Raw genomic sequence first — 19,179 nt, forward strand, 5'->3', positions numbered from 1 at the left:
CCTTTGCCAATGCCACGGGCGGGGTGATTCTGATCGGCGTGACCGACGCGGGGAAGCTCGTTGGGGTGAATGACCACAACCGGCTGAAATCGGAGGTGCAGGCCATCGCTCGTTCGGCCGAGCCGCCCATTGCGGTGGAAGTCAAGAGCGTGGGCAAGATTTTGTGCGTTACGGTGCCGGAGCAGAACAGCAAGCCCTATTCGTTCGGGGGTAAGTTCTTTCTTCGCGAAGGGGCCACATCGCAGCAGATGTCTCGCGATGAGATTCGCGAATTTTTTTTCAAGGAAGGGCTGATCCATTTCGACGAAACCCCATGCCCGAGCTATGAGTTGGATAAGGACCTGACCTCGGAGATCTGGGTCCGCTTTGCCTCACGGGCAGGGATTCCCGGAAATCTGGATATGAAAACCGCCCTGCGCAACCTGCATCTGGTGAAAGACGGCAAGATGACCCATGCCGGTGCCTGGCTCCTATGTGACGACATCACCCGCTATACCTTGCGCGCCGGAGTGACCTGTGCCCTCTTCCGGGGAACGACCAATGTCCACATTCTCGACCGCCGGGATTTCACCGGCGATCTCTATTCCATCTATGAGGACTGCATGGCCTATATGCAGTCCAAACTGAATACCGCGCTGATACCCCACGCACGGGGGCGGGAAGAGCGACTGGAGTTGCCGGAAGAGGCATTGCGTGAGGCGCTGGTCAATGCCATGGCCAACCGGGATTACCGTTCCACCGCCAACGTGCAGGTGCATATCTATCATGATCGGCTGGAAATCATCACCCCGGGCGGGTTACCCGCCGGTATGAAGGAAGAAGAGTTCGGGCATAAAAGTGTACCGCGCAACCCGCTGTTGTTTGGCCTGTTCTACCGCATGGATCTGGTAGAACAGATCGGCAGCGGAATTCGGCGCATCCGCGACTTGTGCCGGGAGTATGGCGTGGTCAGGCCGAAATTTGATGTCTCGGAGAACTGGGTAACGGTGGCTTTCCCTCGATCGACCCCGCAAGTCACCCCGCAAGTTACCCCGCAAGTTACCCCGCAAGTCAGCAAGCTCATTAGTGCCATACAGGGTGAAATGAGCCGAGGTGAGATCATGGCAGCCTCAGACCTTAAGGATCGCATGCATTTTGTTAAAGAATACCTGCAGCCCGCACTTGATGCCGGTTTGATCGAGATGACGATCCCTCAAAAACCTACAAGCCGGATACAAAAGTACCGATTGACTGAAAAAGGGATACAAATGTGTCATACCCTGGTAGGAATTTAACGAAGAGTGAAACAAACAAGGTCTGACCATCCTGGGGGAATTGATAAAAAAGGAGAAATTAGAAAACGGCGGGGGAAATTTATTTTTGGAGTTCGCTCGCCAACTATTTTCAGTCATGGAATGATGTCAGGGAGGGAATCTCATGCCGGGCAAACTATTTAAAAATTTGGGGGTTGAATCCAAGGGTTTCACTTTCATCGAGATGCTCATTATCTTGGCGATACTTGCTATCCTGTCGGCAATTGCGGTTCCTAATTTTACCAGCCTTAAGTATAAACCCACAGCCCCCAAAAAGGTCTCGATTTTGGCCGCAGTGGACAAGGAACTCGCCAAGCTGGAATGGCAGCAGATGGCTTACACCGCTCCAAACCGTATGGAGATCGGCTCCACCTCCGAAGTCGAGGTTGCGCTCGATGGGAACAAAACCATCGACGAGCTGATTTGGCTTCTTGAGAATGCCGGGAAGGCCGAAGGCCAGCGAATTCAAGTTGCCGACCGGATGGAGGCGCGCTTAACCGGGAATGGTTTCGAGATCATTCCCACTACACCAGAGACACAACTTGTATCGACGACGCAGACAACAAGGTGGCAATGGCACCTGAGAGCGAAAGACCTCGGCAGGCAGAGGCTCTACCTTTCATTGAATGCTTTGCTTTCCGTAAACGGCAAAGATACAATGAAATCCGTGAGGACCTTTCAGCGGGAAATCTCCGTTCAAGTAACCTCGCTCCCGGGTACATGGGCATTTATAGAAAGATATTGGGCTTATTTGTCGGTTGCCCTTACTGCGATCATTATTCCGCTTTTGGTTTACTTGTGGAAGGGGAAAAATAAAGATACCAGGGCGAAACCGAAACGATAGAACAATTATCAAGCAGAGCATAAAATTGGTTGCATTCAATAAGTTGCGAACAAAAAAGTTACTTATGGGGGAGGAACCACGCCAGGAGATTGAATTTTCGAAAAAAGAATAAATGAAGGGGGTAAAAGGGACTTAAGCACCTTTTGCCCCTAAAAAGAAGTTTCTAAGCAGAACACTGATGCCGAGAGCAATCAAATATTTCGTTCCGGCGCAGTTCCGGCCTATTCCAATATAACCTCATTCCGAACGGAGGTCTGCATGAAAATTAAAGCCATCGAACTTTATCATGTCTCGGTTCCTCTGAAACACACCTTCTGGCCCACCTGGATACCCGGCTACCCGCAGACACACAACCGCTTCACCCTGATAAAAATAATCACCGATGAGGGCATCGAGGGCTATTCCGCGGGGATCGCCATGGGAAAAGAGAGAAGCGGGCTCGGCGATCTGCTGGGCGGATATCTTCTCGGCGCCGATCCCACGGATATTGACCGGATACAGAGCCTGCTCAAACAGGCCGGATTTCTGGGGTGGCGGAATTTCTGGATTGAACCGGCCTGCTGGGACATCATCGGCAAAAAAGAAGGGAAGCCCGTGTATGAACTCTTTGGCGGTAAGGCCAGACCGATTCAGGCCTATTGTTCAACCGGCGAAATGCATTCCCCGGAGAAACGGGTTGATGAACTCCTGGCCCTAAAAGAACGGGGCTTTAAAACGGCCAAGCTGCGGGTAAAGAATCATAGCCTCGAAGAAGATATTAAACTGATCAGTCGAATACGGAAAGGAGTGGGCAGCGCACTGACCCTTGGAGTCGATGTCAACCAGGGCTGGCTGGTGTCGATCATAGACCGGATTCCGGCCTGGGACCTGCAACGGGCCAGGGATTTTGCCGCCGCCTGCTACGATAATCAGATCGAATGGCTCGAAGAGCCCCTGGATTCCCGGGATTACGACGGTAATGCCGCCTTAAAAAAAGAATCCAGAGTCAAGATATCCGGGGCGGAGTTAAACTACGGCTGGGATGAAATTAAAATCATGTTCGAAAAGGATTGTTTTGATATTTATCAGCCCGATGCCTGTTTTGCCGGTGGTATGGCCCAGGTCAAGCAGGTTATCGATGCCTGTCATAAAAACAACCGGCTTTATTCTCCCCATACCTGGACCAATGGCATAGGATTTTATATCAACTGGAATATGGTCCTGAGTGATAATGGCAACAGCCTGCCGATTGAATATCCCTTGGAAGAACCGTCCTGGGTGCCGGAATTCCGTGAGGGAATCATTGCCCCCATTCTGCCGGACGAAAACGGCCTTCTCCAGCCCTTCAAAAGGCCGGGACTTGGTTTTGAAATAAACAACAGTCTGCTAAAGAAGTACGGAAAACGGTTTTTCAAGCTTACCGAGTTCGGGCTGAAGTTGAAAGTCATCCGGGAAAAAGGATTAAAAGAGGCCCTTAAACTCAAAAAAAGAAAGGAGGCCCCGACCGTTTAACCGTAGATTGGGACGTTGTTGGCCTGGTCCGATTCCACAACGGGATCAACTTTGAAATTAGATGCCACTGATGCACAATTTATTGTGCAAGTTCAGATTATTTTATCCAAACTCATCTTTATCGTCAAGCATAACTAATGAGATTAAAAGCACTAAGACCTATCGTCTTTGTGCCGTGTTTTCAGTCGATTCCTCATGGGAGTCGCAGGAATACAATTCATCCCGGAAATGGTCACATGGTGCAGGCAAACAATGTTTCGATCTAAAACCTCTAATTAAAGAAAACGAAATCAACGAGAAATAGGAAAAGGATAAAGCACAGTATGAAAGAAGCTGAGTTCGGGCATGAAAGCGTACCCAATGCCGAGAGCCAATAGATATTTCGTTTCAATTCGGAAATGGCATACCCTGGTTAAGTAACCGCTTGCTTTATACCTCATTTGGTGGTACATGTAAAAGTACAATAGGGGGTACGCTATGGGAAAGCTTATGAATATCCTTCCAGTTAGTGATTTGAGACAGGACGCGGCCAAGGTCCTGAAACAATTACGCGATAACAAGGAACCAATTATCATTACGCAAAGAGGGCGAGCCGCTGCCGTCATGATCGGTGTCGAGGCGTACGAGAGATCTGAACATGCTAAAGAGCTCCTGCACCTTTTAGCCAAGGGGGATAGGGAGATTGAAATAGGCGAGGGATATGATCTGGATACTGTTCTTGCTGAAGCCGATTCACTTTTAGCCAAGGCGCCATCGTGAAGGTCCGTTTTACCCCTTCTGCCCGAACCCAATTTTTTTCTGCCCTCTCATACATTCAACGGGATAAGCCTACAGCGGCAGTTAGTTTTCGAGATCGAGCCGAAAGAATCTTGCGAAGGCTTGAGGATTTTCCTGAATCTGGAAGAATCATACCGGAATTTCCAGAACTTCCTTACCGGGAGGTGATTATATCCCCCCACCGTTTTTTTTATAAAATCAAAACCGAAGTGATATGGATCGTTGCGGTGTGGCATGGTGCACAGCTCCCCAAAAAACCCACATTTTGAGCCCCAACCACTTCATCCTATCTGCAATGGGGGGGCGGACCACGTCAGTGGATTCAATTCACGAAGAAATGAATAAAGGAAATTAAAGCCATCGAACTTTACCATGTCGCTGTTCCCCTGAAACAACCTTCCGGCCCACCAGGAAATCCCTCTACCGGATTGTGGGGAGTCGATTTTTATTGACAGATCGGGAATTGGGGTCACCTATTAAAAGGCCTCTGTGAAACCGTCTGAAACCGGGTACTGCGTCTGAAACGTCTGCTGAAACCGGGTCGGACCCTGATTCCTTAATCGAGATTGGCAAAATATTTAAAGTGGATTATAGTACGGTGAGTCAAACCAGAAAGAGATTGGCAGGGAAAATAAAAAAGGAGAAAGACCATATTACCTTGCGACCCGATAGGGGGGACGGATGGTGAAAAAGAGATTCATAGCCCATCGGACTGCCGGGTGGAGAAAATTTTCTATTGTGAAGGGAACCAGGCGACCGGAATGAAGGACTTGGACCATTTTCACGCCCAATTCCCGGGCCTGCTGATGCTGCCTGGTGCTTAACCGCCGCAGAAAGTAAAGCCGTTGCCAGTCCTGCTCGGTTTGCGGCAGGCGTTCGAGATCGGCGCCGGCATAAATGTCCCCGGTCCACTGTCCGTGAAGCATCAAAGGGGCATTGCTCTTAAGCCAAGGCGTCCCGTCATCGCAGAACTTCCTTAAACGTTCGGGCATGCCGCCGGCGCTTGATATGGCGCCCAGTGCCCGGATTTTGTTGTTGATGCGTGTTTTGATGCTCATGCACCCGAAGAGAGGACTTGCAGGCCGCGCCACCCGCCAGGATAAACGCTCCCAGAAAACCGTCATCAGGCCGGTCACAAACCCATTATGAACCGGAGAGGCAAAAAGGACGCCGTCCGCTTCAACGATGCGGTCGATAATCTCATTCATATCGTCTTTCTGACTACAGGGAGCAACCCCTTCGCCGGTAAAACTATAACATTTAAGGCAGTTGGTGCAGTACCCTATGGTTCGATCGCGGAGCATAATCATATCCGCTTCCTCGCCGCCGGACCGGACGCCTTCGAGGAAGGAGCGCACCAGGCCGGTGGTCGTTCCTTCAGAACGATAAGTGCCGTTGATAGCCAGAATTTTCATATTCCCTCCTTCTAAAGAATGGCATTGGTTTCTGTCTTATGCTTCCCGTGATCGATACTTCCTAATCCTTCTTCCCTTTTGCAGCTGCCCTGGACAAATTCCACAGGTTCCTATCGTCTGTGGTTCTTCGTTTCGGACATAGGATTATCGTATTTTTTTAAGAATATCAGGAAATTTCATGATAAGCAACCTAAGAAAAAGAAATTTCCGGAGTAACTACTTAAATTCATTTCAAAACAAAAGTCTCCTTTAATATTGGCCGGTGCCATCCTCGGGGATTATTAGGGGCTGAACCATGTCCCCAGTACCCTGTAGAAAAAATTGATTTGTCTTCAATGAGTTGTTATAATCCGACTATATAAACTGATTCTAATGTCTTACCAATTTCCCCTGAGTACATTACGGATAACTTGTATTTATTCTTATGGACAAAGAAATAATGAGTAAAGAAGTAATAAGCGATGTTTTCAAGGCTACTCCCTATCTTTTGAAAATGCCAGCCAATAGAATGTGGATCGACTATGATCAGGAAGCCGATGTCCTTTATATCAGCTTTAAGAGACCACAGAAGGCCACGGATTCCGAGATGTTGGAAAATGGGATCTTAGTTCGTTATCGTGGGGGCCAGGTTGTAGGGTTAACTATTTTGGAGGCCTCCAAAAGAGATAAAAAAAATGCTAAAAGAAAAGCCTTGAAACCCCCCTTTGGCCACCTTTCACCGATGCCGGGCAACTGAAAACGCTGGAAGTGAAAATTAAAGATATTCTTAAACAAAAATTATCCCAAAAGTTGATAAAATTGGGTTTCGGGGAAGCTGACAGATAGCCAGAGAAAAGGAAAAGCGGGTAGGAATCTGCCAGGAGCACGAATCTAACGAGGTTTATGATAGCTGATCCGGTAAACAGCGCCGGCCTTGTCGTCGGATACGAGGAGGGCGCCGTCGGGCATGACCAAAACATCCACCGGCCTTCCCCAAGCCAGAAGCCCTCTCAGCCATCCCTGGGCAAAGGTCTCGTAACCTGATGCCTTCCCGTCTTTCATCCTCACCAGGCTGATCCGGTAACCGATGGGCACCACCCGGTTCCAGGAGCCGTGTTCGGCGATGAATATCTGATTGCGGTATTCCGGGGGAAACATGGTCCCGGTATAGAAGCGCATGCCCAGGGAGGCCACATGGGGCCCCAACTTCTGTTCGGGGGGGACGAACTCCTTGCATGACCGTTTTTGCCCGAATCCGGGATCAGGGAGGTCACCGGCATGGCAATAGGGAAATCCGAAATGCAGTCCCTTTTGGGGGGCCTTGTTTAATTCGTCGGCCGGCCGGTTATTACCCAGCCAGTCGCGGCCGTTGTCGGTAAACCAAAGCTCTTTGCTTTCCGGGTGCCAGTCGAATCCCACGGTATTGCGGACCCCATGGGCGAAGATTTCCAGGCCGCTCCCATCGGGGTTCAGGCGCATGATCGACGCATATCGGGGATCATCGCGCTCGCAGATGTTACAGGGGGCCCCGACCGGGACATACAGGCGGTCGTCCGGACCGAAGGCCATGAATTTCCAGCCGTGGTGTTGGTCTTTTGGAAAGGTGGCATTGACCACAACCGGCCTTGGGGGATTATGGAGACGATTGGCGATATCATCAAACCGGAGTATCCTGGAGACCTCGGCCACGTAAAGGGCCCCCTGGTGAAAGGCCACTCCGTTGGGTGAATCGAGGCCCGAGGCCAGGGTAATCACTTCATCGACCCGCTGATCGGCGTTCCGGTCCACCAGGGCATACACCTTGCCCGGCGAGCGGCTGCCCACGAAGACGATCCCATTGGGTCCCAAGGCCAGGGAACGGGCCCCTTCGACATTCCCGGCATAAAGCTCAATCGAAAAGCCCGTAGGAAGTTTGATGGACTCCAGCCTGATATCGGCCCGGGCCGGACAGGCGCACCCAAAAAAGAGCCCGGCCGTGACCGGGCAGAAACAAAAAACAAATAAGGCTATTTTCTTCCAAAATCCTCGGCCGTATTCCGGGTGATTACTCATCGGCTTAACTTCTTTTCCTGCCTTCAGAATATAGCCCGCTTTTTCCAAATTCATTTCCACTCCGAATTATTTAAGAATCTCCATCAGTTTTGAATCAGATCCAAAAACTTAAGTTAGGCAAGATTAGGTCTCCTCCCGCAACGGGATCTTAAAATAGGAGGCGGTTTCGCCTGTGCGAATTTCTTTCCCATCTCTGATTATCCTTTATTCTGCCGGCTTATCCGGACGAGGCAACTGTTGCAGGGAAAGGCCCCGGCCGGCGATTTATTATCCTTTGTCAGGATGTTTACGCTGCCGCCTTGATCCACCCCCTGCTCATCAGGGTTGTACCAGGAGCCGGCTTCCAGACTGACCACGCCGGGCATGACCCGGTCGGTTACCTTGACTTTCCGGACCATCTCTCCCCGCTCATTGGAAAGGCGGACTTCTTCTCCCGGCCGGATTCCCAGGTCCGCCGCATCCGACGGATTGAGCCACAGGTCGTCATCGGCCAGGGCCTTGAGGCGGGGGATGTTGTCCAGCGAGGAATTGATCCTTCCCTTGGAATGAGGGCTGATCAGTTGAAAAGGATATTCTTTGGCCGACGGATCCTGCGGCCCTTCCCAGGGCTCTATATATTTCGGGACCGGAGGGATTAAAGAATTCTCCATCCGGGCAATTTTTTGGCTGTAAATCTCGATCTTTCCGGACGGGGTCCGGAAGGGATGATTGGCTGGATCTTGAATCTCTTTCTGAAAGGCCACCCAGGGTCTTTGAACAGCCTGGTAATGGACTTTTTTTTCTTTAAGCTGCGGATAATCCGGGAGACCCGGGGTGGAGGAAACGAATTCCTGAAGCCACTGTTCCTCCGTCTTTTGGTTGTATTCGCTGATCCCCAGACGCGAGGCCAATTCGGTGAAGATCGCCAGATCGGACTTCACCGGCGGCCGGGGTTCCACGGCCCTTTCCATGACAATGTTGTATGGCCCGCCGCCCCAGGGTTGGCCGATATCCTGCCTTTCCAGAAAATGAGCCACCGGGAGCACCAGGTCGGCAAAGCGCGCCGTGGGCGTCATAAAGAGTTCATGAACGACGATCAGTTCCGGCCTTTCCAGGGCCTTAAGGCCTTTATTGATATTGAGCCACTGATTCAATACATTGGAGCCCAAAATATAAAGGACCTTGATGTCGCTCGGAAATCCGCCGGCCCGGCCCTGGAGAAGAAGGTCGTAGAGATCAGAGACATGCACGACCGGGGAAGGGCTTTTAGGGATGGGCAGACCGGGCAGGTATCCCATGGGCTGGGTGTCGGTCCCGCCGGCCACGTGTCCCCCAATGATTCCGATGTTGCCGGTCAAGGCGGCTATAACGGAGGCGGCCCGATGAAACTGCTCCCCGTAAGCGGTTCGCCCGGCCGACCAGCCGGTACACAGGGCGGCCGGTTTATGCAGGGCGTAGTCCCGGGCCAATTGGACAATGGTGGCCGAGGGCACACCGGTCAGGGGCTCGGCCCAGCCCGGTGTTTTGGGGAGGCCGTCCTCCCGACCCGTCACATAGTCCTTGAATGCCTCAAAACCATAGGTGTGGGTCTCGATAAACCGCCGGTCATAGAGGTTTTCAGCGATCAGGACATAGGCCATGGCCAGGAGCAGGGACGTATCCGTAGCCGGCCGGATGGGAATCCATTGGGCTTCCAGGCGCCGGCCTGTGGGATTGAGGCGGGGGTCGATACAAATAACGGGCGTGCCATTTTTTTTGGCCCGGTCGAGATAATGGACCGTATCCGGGCCGAAGCGCGTCTCCAGGGGGTTCCATCCCCAGAGGATGATTAATTTAGAGTGGAGAAGGTTATCCCGGGAATTCTGGGTAAAGGGGGTGCCGAAGGTCATCCGGGAAGAAAACAAGGCGCCTTCCATTGAAGTGCTGCCCCAGGTGGTGGTGCAGCCGTCGAAGAGGGAAAAGAAACGGTATCCGGTACGGCCGGTATTGTGCAAGGCACTCATGGAGCCGGAATAGCCCAGCAAAAAGACAGACTGAGGGCCGTATCGCCCCTTCACCCTTTGCAGTTCTCCCGCGATATGATCCAGGGCTTCTTCCCAGGATATGGGCTTGAACTCACCACTTCCCCTGGCCCCCGTCCTTTTCAGGGGGACCCGGAGGCGATCTTCGGCGTACAGGACGTCCCGCTGGGCCAGTCCGCGGGCGCAGGCCTTCAGGCCGGGACCGGGCTGGTCATCTGTGGTAATCTTCCGAACCACCCCATTTTCGACAAAGACCTTGAGCAGACAGCGGGAGCCGCAGTCAAGGCCGCAAGTGGAAGTATAGGTGCGATCCTTATTTTCCATGGTCAGCGCTCCTTTCCGATCTTTAAATTCCTGATCCTATGACCCTCGATCTCGAGAAGAGCCTGTTTGGCGGCCAGGCCTCCTCCGAAACCGGTCAGAGAAGTATCCGATCCTACCACCCGATGACAGGGAATGATGATGGGAACCGGATTGCTTCCAATGGCCCGGCCGACGGCCCGGACGGCCGCAGGACGCGAGATGGTCCGGGCCACGTCGGCATAGGTCCAAAGCTGCCCGTAGTCAATGCTCTGAAGGGCCTTCCAGACCTCTCTTTGAAAATCCGTTCCCGAGACCTCAACAGGGACGGTAAACTGCTTCAGGGTGCCTGAGAAGAAGGCCTTTAATTCCACTTCCGCCTTCATGAGCACCTCGTTCTCTTCTCCGTCGATGGGATTAAATTTTCGATCGCGACCCTTATGGACTTCATCGGCCATCAGCAGACCGACCACGGCCCGGTCATTGGCATAGACCCGGATTTCTCCGATCAATGACGATAGGCTTTTAAAATAGAGTGCCATTTTGATGTCCTCTTTTTTTCTTGGAAAGTTGTCCGGCATAGGCCTCCCAGAGTAAATGGGCGGCATAAGCCCGCCAGGGCCGAATCCGCTGGAGATCGAGATTCGGCTCCGATTGTTGCACCCTTTTCAAAATAAGATCCGTTCTCGGGCAACTGTCGGGATCACTCAAACACCTCATGCCGATAGTTTCCACGGTCCAGGGACCTATACCGGGAATGGCCAGTAGTTGCTCTTTTAATTTCCGGATATCCTGGTGGGGATTCAGAGAGATTTTTCCGGCAACCACTTCTTGACTGAAGATCCGGAGGGTCTCCTTTCTCTTTTTTGTGGTGGGAATCCGATCGAAGGCCGCTTCGGCCAGCTTCTCGGCCGCCGGGAATATGAACACCGTTTTATCACGCCACTTCCAGGCTTCGCCATATTGGAGAACGAGCTGACGGACCAGACCACAGGCCTGTTCGCTGGAGACGAGTTGCCCGAGAATGATCCCCGTTGCCGATTCGAAACCATTCCAACACCCGGGGGCCCGACCGCCCGGTGATCGTTGATTCAAATTTCTTAAAATGTCGGATTTTTCGAATTGGGTTGAAATTAATAACGGGTCCGCATCCAAATCGAAAAGCCGGCGTGTGTTTTGAATGAGTCCATAAAGCTGTCCGCAGTCGAATAAATCAAAATGAGCGACCAAGCATGATTTTTGGGGGTTATTTTCCACGAGTACACGGCCCATGCCTTTTTGGGTGGGGAAATACCGGATATAGGTATCGGGGCCGATCTCTTCGATATGGTCAATTTGATGCCGTTTCAGATAGGTAAGAATCGATCTCCAATTAAAGGGAGGACGGTAACGTAATTTTAAGCTCGTCAATGAAGACTCTTTTAAGCCTGGCGTTCCGGTTTTACGGAGATCTGAAGGGGCTTTGTAAAACCGGTTTCTGAAGGCCTCGTTAAATCTTCTAAGAGAACGAAAACCGGCCTCGAAAGCGATTTCGGTTATCGGCAGGCGGGTTTCCACAATCATGTTACGGGCCAAATTCAATCGTTGTTCCTGATAAAACTGTTTCGGCGTTTTCCCGATTTCCTGAACAAACAGTCTCCGCAGATGTCTGGCCGTGACCCCGAATTTTTCGGCAAATTGCTCTTCCGACAATTCCTTCAAGCCGAGGTCAATGACGGCCCTGAGCGATCTTTGTACGATAGCCGATCTCCCGTACCAGGCGGGCGATAAAGGGGCGGCCTCCGGACGGCACCGGAGACAGGGCCGATAACCGGCCTTCTCGGCCTCATGGCAAGAGGCGAAAAATTCGACATTTTCTATTTTGGGTTTTGCTGGACAAATAGGACGACAATAGATGCCGGTGGATTTAACCCCTATAAAGAACTTGCCGTCAAACCGGTAATCCCGGGCCAGCATGGCTGCATAAAATTGATCATGTGAAGCGCTCATAGTGACAGGATAGCTTTTAAATGCCAATCTCGCTGGCCGTTTTCGGACATGGTCGCCGATTTCTTTCCTATCTTCATTCTAAACCCTCAGGCCCAAGGGGGCGCCACGAAACATGAAAATGAGATTCTCTAGACCTTGGACCTTCGACCGTATTTTCGTACTAAACCCCTTGACGAAACGATACCATGCGGTGTGAAAAGGATCAATGGTCAATAAATGTATAATCGGGGCCAGGAACCTTTCTTTTAGAAATTCAGAAAACGGGGGGGACGGGGGGCTGAAGGTGGGATTCGGGAGAGCGGGGATAAAATTACAGATCTCAGCCATAAAGATAAATAAACTTACCGTTATTTTCCGAGATGTCCATACAAAGCACGTAGGTCTTGTTGTCCTTTCCTTTGAATAAGGTGGTTATGGTTCGGCACAGGTTTCCGGTGGCCAAAGAGATATAACTTTCAGTGATGTACTTGTCCAATTCAACGTCGACCAAAAGATAAAAATATTTTTTCAGGGACAGGTCGTCTCCTTTTCGGGCGCAGCGGAAGATTCTATTCGGTTTGACCTTGGTATTCTTGCTCAATACCGTTTCGGTAAGTTGTATTCCCTGATAATCTAAAATGTATAAGGCCTCAAAATAATGGGTGCAATCGATCATCTCTTCAAGAACGGTATTGTAGTGGTCGGGTTCCCGGTCCTTGATCCGTTCCAGGAGGTGCCGGATTAATTCTTCATATAAATGGTACCGCCCTCTCAGCGCTTTGATTTCCTTTACTTTATGCCTTCGATAGCGATCCTGTGTCCGGGAAACCATCCTTTGTGGTATTTTGTTGATTTCTTCCCGGAACGGCTCGGGCCTGGCAAAATAATATCCCTGCACCAGGTCGGCATCCAACTCGATGGCGCACATGGCCTCCTCTTCCGTCTCGATACCTTCTGCCAGCACCAGGGTCCCGGTTTTTCTGGCCAGATTTCCCAGGGACCTGAATACTTCCTGCTTATGATAATCTTTTTCCAGGTTTTTTACGATAGACCGGTCTATCTTGATGATATCCGGCTTGATGGCAGCGATCCGGTCGAAATTGGAATACCCCGCACCGACGTCATCCAGGGCCGTCAGGAAACCATGATAGCGATAGTATTCAACAAATCTAATCAGGTTATTCAGATTGGTTACTTCGGACTCGATGATTTCGATGACCACATTGGAAGGATTTATATCCCGTTGGGCCACCTGATTCAGGAAATAGCCGTTTTGAGTGACGACCTTATCAAGGAGAGAGCTCTCGATGTTGATGAAAATGAGGTAATTATTCTCAGGTTGAGGGATGGTCTTATAGGAGTCCAGGATTTCGTCCCGGCAGAGCCTGTCCAGTTCGACCATCCTGTTTTCAACTCTGGCGGTTTCGAACAACGCAGTTGGAGAGACAAGGCCCTTTCCCCCCTCTCGAATCCCCCTGATCAGACCTTCATATCCGATTACGGCCCGGCTCTTAAGATTCAGAATCGGTTGAAAATGGACTGCCAGGCCAATGACCCCTAAGACTTGTAAGAGGTCATCTGCCTGGTTCTTTCTTTCCAACTTGCTGTATTGCATAAGAAAAATTATAAAACGGTCTAAGTCGACTCTTCCCCCGCAGATTTCCTTTTTGTATTATCGGCAAGTTGGCAAAAATATTAAGTCCATTATCTAAAAATTGATAACTTTATAACGGGGTCTGGACAGGATTTCTTGTTTTTTATGTGCCACTTGCTATAATAGATTATTCAGTTTCACCCAGGTCTCTGATTGAAATGGCCAGGCTGCTCAAACAAAATTTAAGGAAAGAGGACGGTTGTGCCCGATGGGGGGGCGAAGAGTTTCTGCTCCTGCTCCCTGAGACGGACTCGAAGACCGCCGTAGCAGTAGGCCAAAAGCTGATAGAAACGGTCCGGGGGAGTATCATTGAACATCCGGATAATCCGATAAGACTTACGGTCAGTCTGGGAATTTGCACCTTCCAGCGGAACCAAACCATCGACGAATGCATCCGGTCGGCCGACCAGGCCCTGTACGAGGCGAAGGCCGTGGGGAGGAACCGCCTGGCCGTTCGTCAGTAATAGTCAGAAAGCAAGCCCAACCTTGTCGTTTCAGCCGCCCCCTCTCTCGGCGCCCGTCAGGGGATTGAACTTACAATGAACTGAAAAAGAAAGTAAGGAGAGCAACCATGAACGACCATGATCTAATCGATCTGGCTGATTTAAATTATGCCGAATCCATAAGGGAAGTAGCCCGCTGGAGGGCCGATAGTGAGATCATCGAACAAAATGATCTCCTGCTGGTCGCCGGAGGAGGCAAGACGCCGGTAACCAATTCTGCCATGCCCCTGGGTAACCAGGCCGGTCCGCCGGCCGATGCTCTGTTGGAGCGGGTCAGGGGCTATTTCGGCAACAAAAGCATCGGCTACAGCTTTCGTCTACGACGCCATCTGGATTTCGACCTGGAACGCCTTTGCCAATCGGCTGAAATGATGAAAATATCCGAATCTCCCGGGATGTCGATCCAGGAGCCGGTCCGGAACAAAGATCTCCCCTTCGGGATAACCATCAGGCCCATAAAAGATAAGGCGGGGACCATTGATTTTGCCTCGGTCGTCATCGAAAGTTATTTGAGTCTGGGTATGCCAAGAGAAACAGCGGGAAAAATTTTTGAAACACCGGAGAGGATGCTTAGACCTTACAACCATCTCGTTGTCGCCTATCTGAATGAAAGGCCCGTTTCTTCAGCCATGCTTATTTTCTCCCATACCATCGCCGGTATTTACTGGGTAGGAACTATTGAATCCGCCCGTAAAAAGGGACTGGCCGAAGCCTGTACCAGCCTGGTTACCAATGAGGCCTTCAGAAGAGGGGCCTCCCGGGTTATTCTCCAGGCCAGTAAATTCGGGGAACCGGTCTATCTCCGTCTCGGATTCAAGGAATTTACCCGGTACCCCTGGTATATGCATTTTCGGAAAGGATAAAACGAGAAAACTTTTTGATTTTGAAACGGAATTAATATGGCCAGACAAAGTGCCGGCTTGCTGATGTATCGTCTTCGGGATCAAGGACTCGAGGTTTTTCTCGTCCATCCAGGAGGCCCTTATTGGGCCGGGAAGGATGAGGGGGCCTGGTCAATCCCGAAAGGCGAATTTGATGAAAATGAGGATCCCCTTGAGGCGGCTAAACGGGAATTTTTTGAAGAAACCGGAATGACTGCGGGCGGGATCTTCAAACCGCTCTCCAGGCTCAAACAGCCGGGCGGAAAATGGATAGCCGCCTGGGCTTTCGAGGGGGACGGCGACCCTTCGTTAATTAAAAGCAACCTGTTTACCATCGAATGGCCGCCGCATTCCGGCAGAAGGGCGGACTTTCCGGAAATAGACCGGGCGGCGTGGTTTGGAGTCGCTGAAGCCCTCCGAAAGCTGAATAAGGGCCAGGCGGGCTTTATCAAGGAACTCGGAAGTATCTTGAAAGGTCCTGGTGGTGCCTGAAAAAAAGGACCAAAGTCCCATTTCTTTTAACGAGCCGGGAGAGGAGAGATCCGATGAACTGGAAAAAATTGATCACCCTGGACAATCGATTCCAGGCCGATCTTTTAACCGATGCCCTTGGAAAGGCCGAGATCCCTTTTTTGGTCAAGGAATATAAAGACACCGCCTATAACGGCCTGTTTGTTACTCAAAAGGGCTGGGGAACGGTCATGGTGGAAGAAACCAGACTGGAGGAGGCCCGGACCATTACGCAAGAACTTTTCGGGGATCCTATGGGGTGGGACGCTCTTGAATAATTTTCTCGTTTATCTTGTCTTGCTATCAGAAGTTTTTAAACAGCACCCCGCCTTACCCGCGCTTTTACATGATTGCTCACGCCTGCCGGAAACTGACCGGTAATCTGACACTCTTCACGTTAATCCCATGTTTTTTTATTCGATACTGAAGAGTGCTTCTTGGCACCCCCAGCAGGGCAGCGGCACCCCGGTCGCCTCCTAATATTCCGCCGGTTTGGGATAGAACTTTTCCAATGTGTTGACGTTCTACCTCGGCAAGGGTCAAAGGTCTGCCCCCGGTTACCGGTTGATCTGTTTCTAAATATTTTTGGATATCAGATTCACTGATGGACTGGCCTGGGTGCAGGATCAAGATGCGTTTGACCAGATTTTTTAGCTCACGCACATTGCCCGGCCAGTGGTAATGTTGGAGCCTTTTGATTGTTTTTGCATCGTAGAATGGAGGTTCACGGTGGGTGCGGGTAGCTTCAAGTTCAGTGAGACGGCGGATTAGCAGGGGAATATCCTCCCCGCGCTCGCGCAGCGGTGGAAGTCGTATTGAGATGGTGTTGAGCCTGTAATAAAGGTCGGAGCGGAAATCCTTATTACGCACGGCCTCCTCAAGATCACGGTTGGTGGCCGCAATGACCCGGAAATTGACCTCAATGGGGTAGCTGTCTCCTACTCGTTCAAACCGTTTGTCCTGTAAAACATGCAACAGCTTGGCCTGCAGGTTGGGTGGTAACTCCCCAATCTCATCCAGGAACAGGCTTCCACCTTGGGCCATTTCCAGTCGCCCCGTTCTCTGACGCTCCGCACCGGTGAAAGCCCCTTTGGCGTGGCCGAATAATTCGCTTTCGAACAGGCTGGACGACAAGGCCGGGCAGTTGACCTTTACGAAGAGGGCCTCTCGTCTGGAGCTCTCACGGTGTATATAGCGGGCCACAAGATCCTTGCCGGTACCTGTTTCACCCGTAATGAGAACCGATGCGTCCGAAGAGGCCATTAGGTCTGCCAGGCGAATCACCTCCTTCATCTCGGTGGAGGTGAAAAAAAAGGAATCAAGGTTAAAGAAGCTTTGGGTCTCTTCCTGCAGATAGTGCTTTTGCTGCATAAGGCTCTTATTCAACTTATGCAGGTTGTTGTAGGCCAGCATATTTTCAACTGCCACAGCCACTAAGTCGGCGAGCTCGGAAAGAAAGGCGCTTAATTCTTGAATATCCTCTGGTTTTTCGATGAAGGAAAAATGAATGGACCCCAACACTTGACCACGGGTGATCAGAGGAAAAGCCATTGTGGAGTTAAGCCCGGACTGAAGCATGGACTGCACCGAGGGCCAAAAGGATCGTTGTTTGAGGTCAGGGATGATCAAGGGACGTCGGGAGCGTATAACCTCCCGGGCAATGGCTCCCTTTTCCAGCGGCCTGTTTTCTCCCTCCAGTCCCTGGGGGGATACGCCCACGGCGGTGCTGAAGTAGCTTAAGGTCTGTTTTTCGGGATCGTAAATATTGATACTAAAGCGGTCATAGTCAAAAATCCTTCTTATCTCCCTATCCAATGCCTGAAATAGGGATTTCCGGTCGGTATGATTGACGATGGCGTTATTGACTTCCAGCATCATGCGGTAGCGTGAGGTAGTGTCCTTGATCATGTTTATCCTTTCTGCCCAATATTCATCATAACCTATCTATCACAAAAAATGAAATAAATCAATTTGTTAAAATGGTAGCTCTCGATTAAGCCAAATACAAGGAACTATCCAATGGCAGTATTATCAGTATTTGATTCAATGTTATTAAAATTTAGATAACTTTAACCAATATTGGGCAATTTGCCCAATATTGGACTCGTGAAATGATGCGCAATGGGCATTTATATTTTAACTTATTGTTTTATTTAATATTTTATTTATATATTTTTCTGGCATACAAATTGCTTTTTAAAATTGACAATAATTTCAAATAGTTTTCCTATTAAGGAAGGGGTCATGGAGCTGAGACTTAAATACGGTCATGGGGAAAGGCAGCTTGTATTGCCAGATTCGGCCAAGGTTTCAATCCTCCACCCAGCCCATCGGATGGTATTACCTGATCTGAAAAAGGCGTTGAGACAAACGTTAGATAATTCGATGAACCCCGAGATTTTGGCTAAGTGTTGGAAAGCTAATTCGGTAGCTATTGCCGTGCCGGATCAGACTCGTTCTTTACCTGTTAACCAAGTGTTGCCGTTGCTTTTAGGCATACTTCTTACAAAGGGTTTAAAAATAATCCCGCAGAATGTAACAGTAATCATAGGAGGGGGATTGCACCCCCCGATGAGTATCGAAGAAATTCATAGATGGATACCGCCAGAATCCTTCATGGGTTGTAAAGTAATCGCTCATGATGCCAGGAATTCTCCAATGATGCGTTTTGGCCGCACCAAGAGGGGTACACCGGTGGAAATTAATGAAGTATTTGGCAAAGCAGACCTAAAGATTGTTTTAGGGCAGGTGGATCCTCATCAATTTGTGGGATTTACCGGAGGTGCCAAGGGTGTTACCGTGGGTTGCGCTTCGGCGGCGATGATCGAACACAACCATGGACTGATGTTTCGGGAAGGGGCGACTGTGGGCCGCATTTCCGGCAATCCGGTAAGAGAAGATATAAATGAATCGGGACAATGTATCGGTGTGGATTTGGCCGTAAACCTGTTGATGGACCCGAATAAAGATCCAGTGGGACTTTGGGCAGGCACTCCGGACGAAGTACTGGAAGAAGCCTCTCGATCCTGTGCTCAGGTATATGGGGTTGCAATTGAAGAACCTTTTGACATAGTGGTGGCTTCTTGCGGTGGGTACCCCAAGGATATCAGCCTGTATCAAGCCCAAAAAGGGCTCAACTTGGCTTCTCAGGCCCTCAAGCCGGGGGGAAAAATCCTGCTCTTGGCTCAGTGTGGGCTTGGAGTCGGCGACGAGGTTTATTATGACTATGTTTGCCGCTTCCCGGACGCAGGCGCAGCCTTAAGCCATTTTCAGGATACGGGATTTAAAATGGGGGCCCATAAGAGTTTCCTGTTCGGACGTACGATCACCCATTTTGAGGTGGTGGTGGACTCCGATCTGGACTCAGACACCTTGGCCAGATGCCATTTGGTCGCCGGTGATGCCCAACAAACCATCAATCACTGGACGACCGAAGTCCACGGGCAACCTCGAGTGGCGGTGGTGCCCAATGCCAATACAACATTTCTTTACACCAAGGACGTATAGTTTATA

Annotated in this window: 18 protein-coding genes; 11 read left to right on the forward strand and 7 right to left on the reverse strand. The window is 50.5% G+C overall.

Annotated features, from left to right (window positions below):
- The 5 genes from HY879_20205 to HY879_20225 form a co-directional block, all read left to right on the forward strand.
- On the forward strand, positions 1 to 1,274 hold a 1,274-nt coding region (locus tag HY879_20205), incomplete at its 5' end, for a putative DNA binding domain-containing protein (GenBank protein MBI5605662.1).
- A gap of 142 nt (positions 1,275 to 1,416) precedes the next feature.
- Positions 1,417 to 2,136: a prepilin-type N-terminal cleavage/methylation domain-containing protein gene (locus tag HY879_20210; GenBank protein MBI5605663.1), complete on the forward strand. Its 720-nt coding sequence runs from the start codon at positions 1,417 to 1,419 to the stop codon at positions 2,134 to 2,136.
- Between the two features lie 258 nt (positions 2,137 to 2,394).
- Positions 2,395 to 3,627 (forward strand): mandelate racemase/muconate lactonizing enzyme family protein, encoded by a 1,233-nt coding sequence (locus tag HY879_20215; GenBank protein MBI5605664.1) that lies wholly within the window; start codon positions 2,395 to 2,397, stop codon positions 3,625 to 3,627.
- A gap of 477 nt (positions 3,628 to 4,104) precedes the next feature.
- A complete protein-coding gene (locus HY879_20220) occupies positions 4,105 to 4,386 on the forward strand; it encodes a type II toxin-antitoxin system Phd/YefM family antitoxin (protein MBI5605665.1) in 282 nt (93 codons plus the stop codon).
- On the forward strand, positions 4,383 to 4,673 hold the full coding sequence (locus tag HY879_20225; GenBank protein ID MBI5605666.1) for a type II toxin-antitoxin system RelE/ParE family toxin: 291 nt from the start codon (positions 4,383 to 4,385) through the stop codon (positions 4,671 to 4,673). Before HY879_20220 ends, HY879_20225 begins: the two co-directional genes overlap by 4 nt.
- Before the next feature lie 384 nt (positions 4,674 to 5,057).
- Here HY879_20225 and HY879_20230 read toward each other — a convergent pair whose 3' ends face one another.
- A complete protein-coding gene (locus tag HY879_20230) occupies positions 5,058 to 5,819 on the reverse strand; it encodes a flavodoxin family protein (GenBank protein MBI5605667.1) in 762 nt (253 codons plus the stop codon).
- 439 nt (positions 5,820 to 6,258) lie between these two features.
- Here HY879_20230 and HY879_20235 point away from each other — a divergent pair, with 439 nt between their 5' ends.
- Positions 6,259 to 6,555 (forward strand): DUF2283 domain-containing protein, encoded by a 297-nt coding sequence (locus HY879_20235; GenBank protein MBI5605668.1) that lies wholly within the window; start codon positions 6,259 to 6,261, stop codon positions 6,553 to 6,555.
- A 134-nt stretch (positions 6,556 to 6,689) separates the two neighbouring features.
- On the opposite strand, the gene HY879_20240 is transcribed toward HY879_20235, so the two are convergent.
- From HY879_20240 to HY879_20260, 5 genes are all read right to left on the reverse strand, one after another.
- Positions 6,690 to 7,850: a sorbosone dehydrogenase family protein gene (locus HY879_20240; GenBank protein MBI5605669.1), complete on the reverse strand. Its 1,161-nt coding sequence runs from the start codon at positions 7,848 to 7,850 to the stop codon at positions 6,690 to 6,692.
- 197 nt (positions 7,851 to 8,047) lie between these two features.
- Positions 8,048 to 10,174, reverse strand: a complete 2,127-nt coding sequence (locus HY879_20245; protein MBI5605670.1) for a molybdopterin-dependent oxidoreductase — start codon at positions 10,172 to 10,174, stop codon at positions 8,048 to 8,050.
- 2 nt (positions 10,175 to 10,176) lie between these two features.
- Complete coding sequence (locus tag HY879_20250) at positions 10,177 to 10,692, reverse strand: methylated-DNA--[protein]-cysteine S-methyltransferase (GenBank protein MBI5605671.1); 516 nt, start codon at positions 10,690 to 10,692, stop codon at positions 10,177 to 10,179.
- Positions 10,676 to 12,139, reverse strand: coding sequence for a DNA-3-methyladenine glycosylase 2 family protein (locus HY879_20255; GenBank protein ID MBI5605672.1), 1,464 nt, complete (start codon positions 12,137 to 12,139; stop codon positions 10,676 to 10,678). The genes HY879_20250 and HY879_20255 overlap by 17 nt, the downstream gene beginning before the upstream one ends.
- Before the next feature lie 319 nt (positions 12,140 to 12,458).
- Positions 12,459 to 13,733: an EAL domain-containing protein gene (locus HY879_20260; GenBank protein ID MBI5605673.1), complete on the reverse strand. Its 1,275-nt coding sequence runs from the start codon at positions 13,731 to 13,733 to the stop codon at positions 12,459 to 12,461.
- Between the two features lie 146 nt (positions 13,734 to 13,879).
- Here HY879_20260 and HY879_20265 point away from each other — a divergent pair, with 146 nt between their 5' ends.
- The 4 genes from HY879_20265 (at position 13,880) to HY879_20280 (ending at position 15,944) form a co-directional block, all read left to right on the forward strand.
- Positions 13,880 to 14,236, forward strand: coding sequence for a GGDEF domain-containing protein (locus HY879_20265; GenBank protein MBI5605674.1), 357 nt, complete (start codon positions 13,880 to 13,882; stop codon positions 14,234 to 14,236).
- Between the two features lie 107 nt (positions 14,237 to 14,343).
- Positions 14,344 to 15,138 (forward strand): GNAT family N-acetyltransferase, encoded by a 795-nt coding sequence (locus HY879_20270; protein MBI5605675.1) that lies wholly within the window; start codon positions 14,344 to 14,346, stop codon positions 15,136 to 15,138.
- Between the two features lie 36 nt (positions 15,139 to 15,174).
- Entirely contained in the window at positions 15,175 to 15,648 is a 474-nt protein-coding gene (locus HY879_20275; protein MBI5605676.1) for an NUDIX domain-containing protein, read from the forward strand.
- Between the two features lie 53 nt (positions 15,649 to 15,701).
- A complete protein-coding gene (locus HY879_20280) occupies positions 15,702 to 15,944 on the forward strand; it encodes a DUF2007 domain-containing protein (GenBank protein ID MBI5605677.1) in 243 nt (80 codons plus the stop codon).
- Between the two features lie 76 nt (positions 15,945 to 16,020).
- On the opposite strand, the gene HY879_20285 is transcribed toward HY879_20280, so the two are convergent.
- Entirely contained in the window at positions 16,021 to 17,574 is a 1,554-nt protein-coding gene (locus HY879_20285) for a sigma 54-interacting transcriptional regulator (protein ID MBI5605678.1), read from the reverse strand.
- 336 nt (positions 17,575 to 17,910) lie between these two features.
- Here HY879_20285 and larA point away from each other — a divergent pair, with 336 nt between their 5' ends.
- On the forward strand, positions 17,911 to 19,173 hold the full coding sequence (larA, locus tag HY879_20290; GenBank protein MBI5605679.1) for a nickel-dependent lactate racemase: 1,263 nt from the start codon (positions 17,911 to 17,913) through the stop codon (positions 19,171 to 19,173).
- The last annotated feature ends 6 nt before the right edge of the window (positions 19,174 to 19,179 follow it).

The organism is Deltaproteobacteria bacterium, from assembly GCA_016219225.1.
In the GTDB taxonomy this organism is placed as follows: Bacteria; Desulfobacterota; RBG-13-43-22; order RBG-13-43-22; family RBG-13-43-22; genus RBG-13-43-22.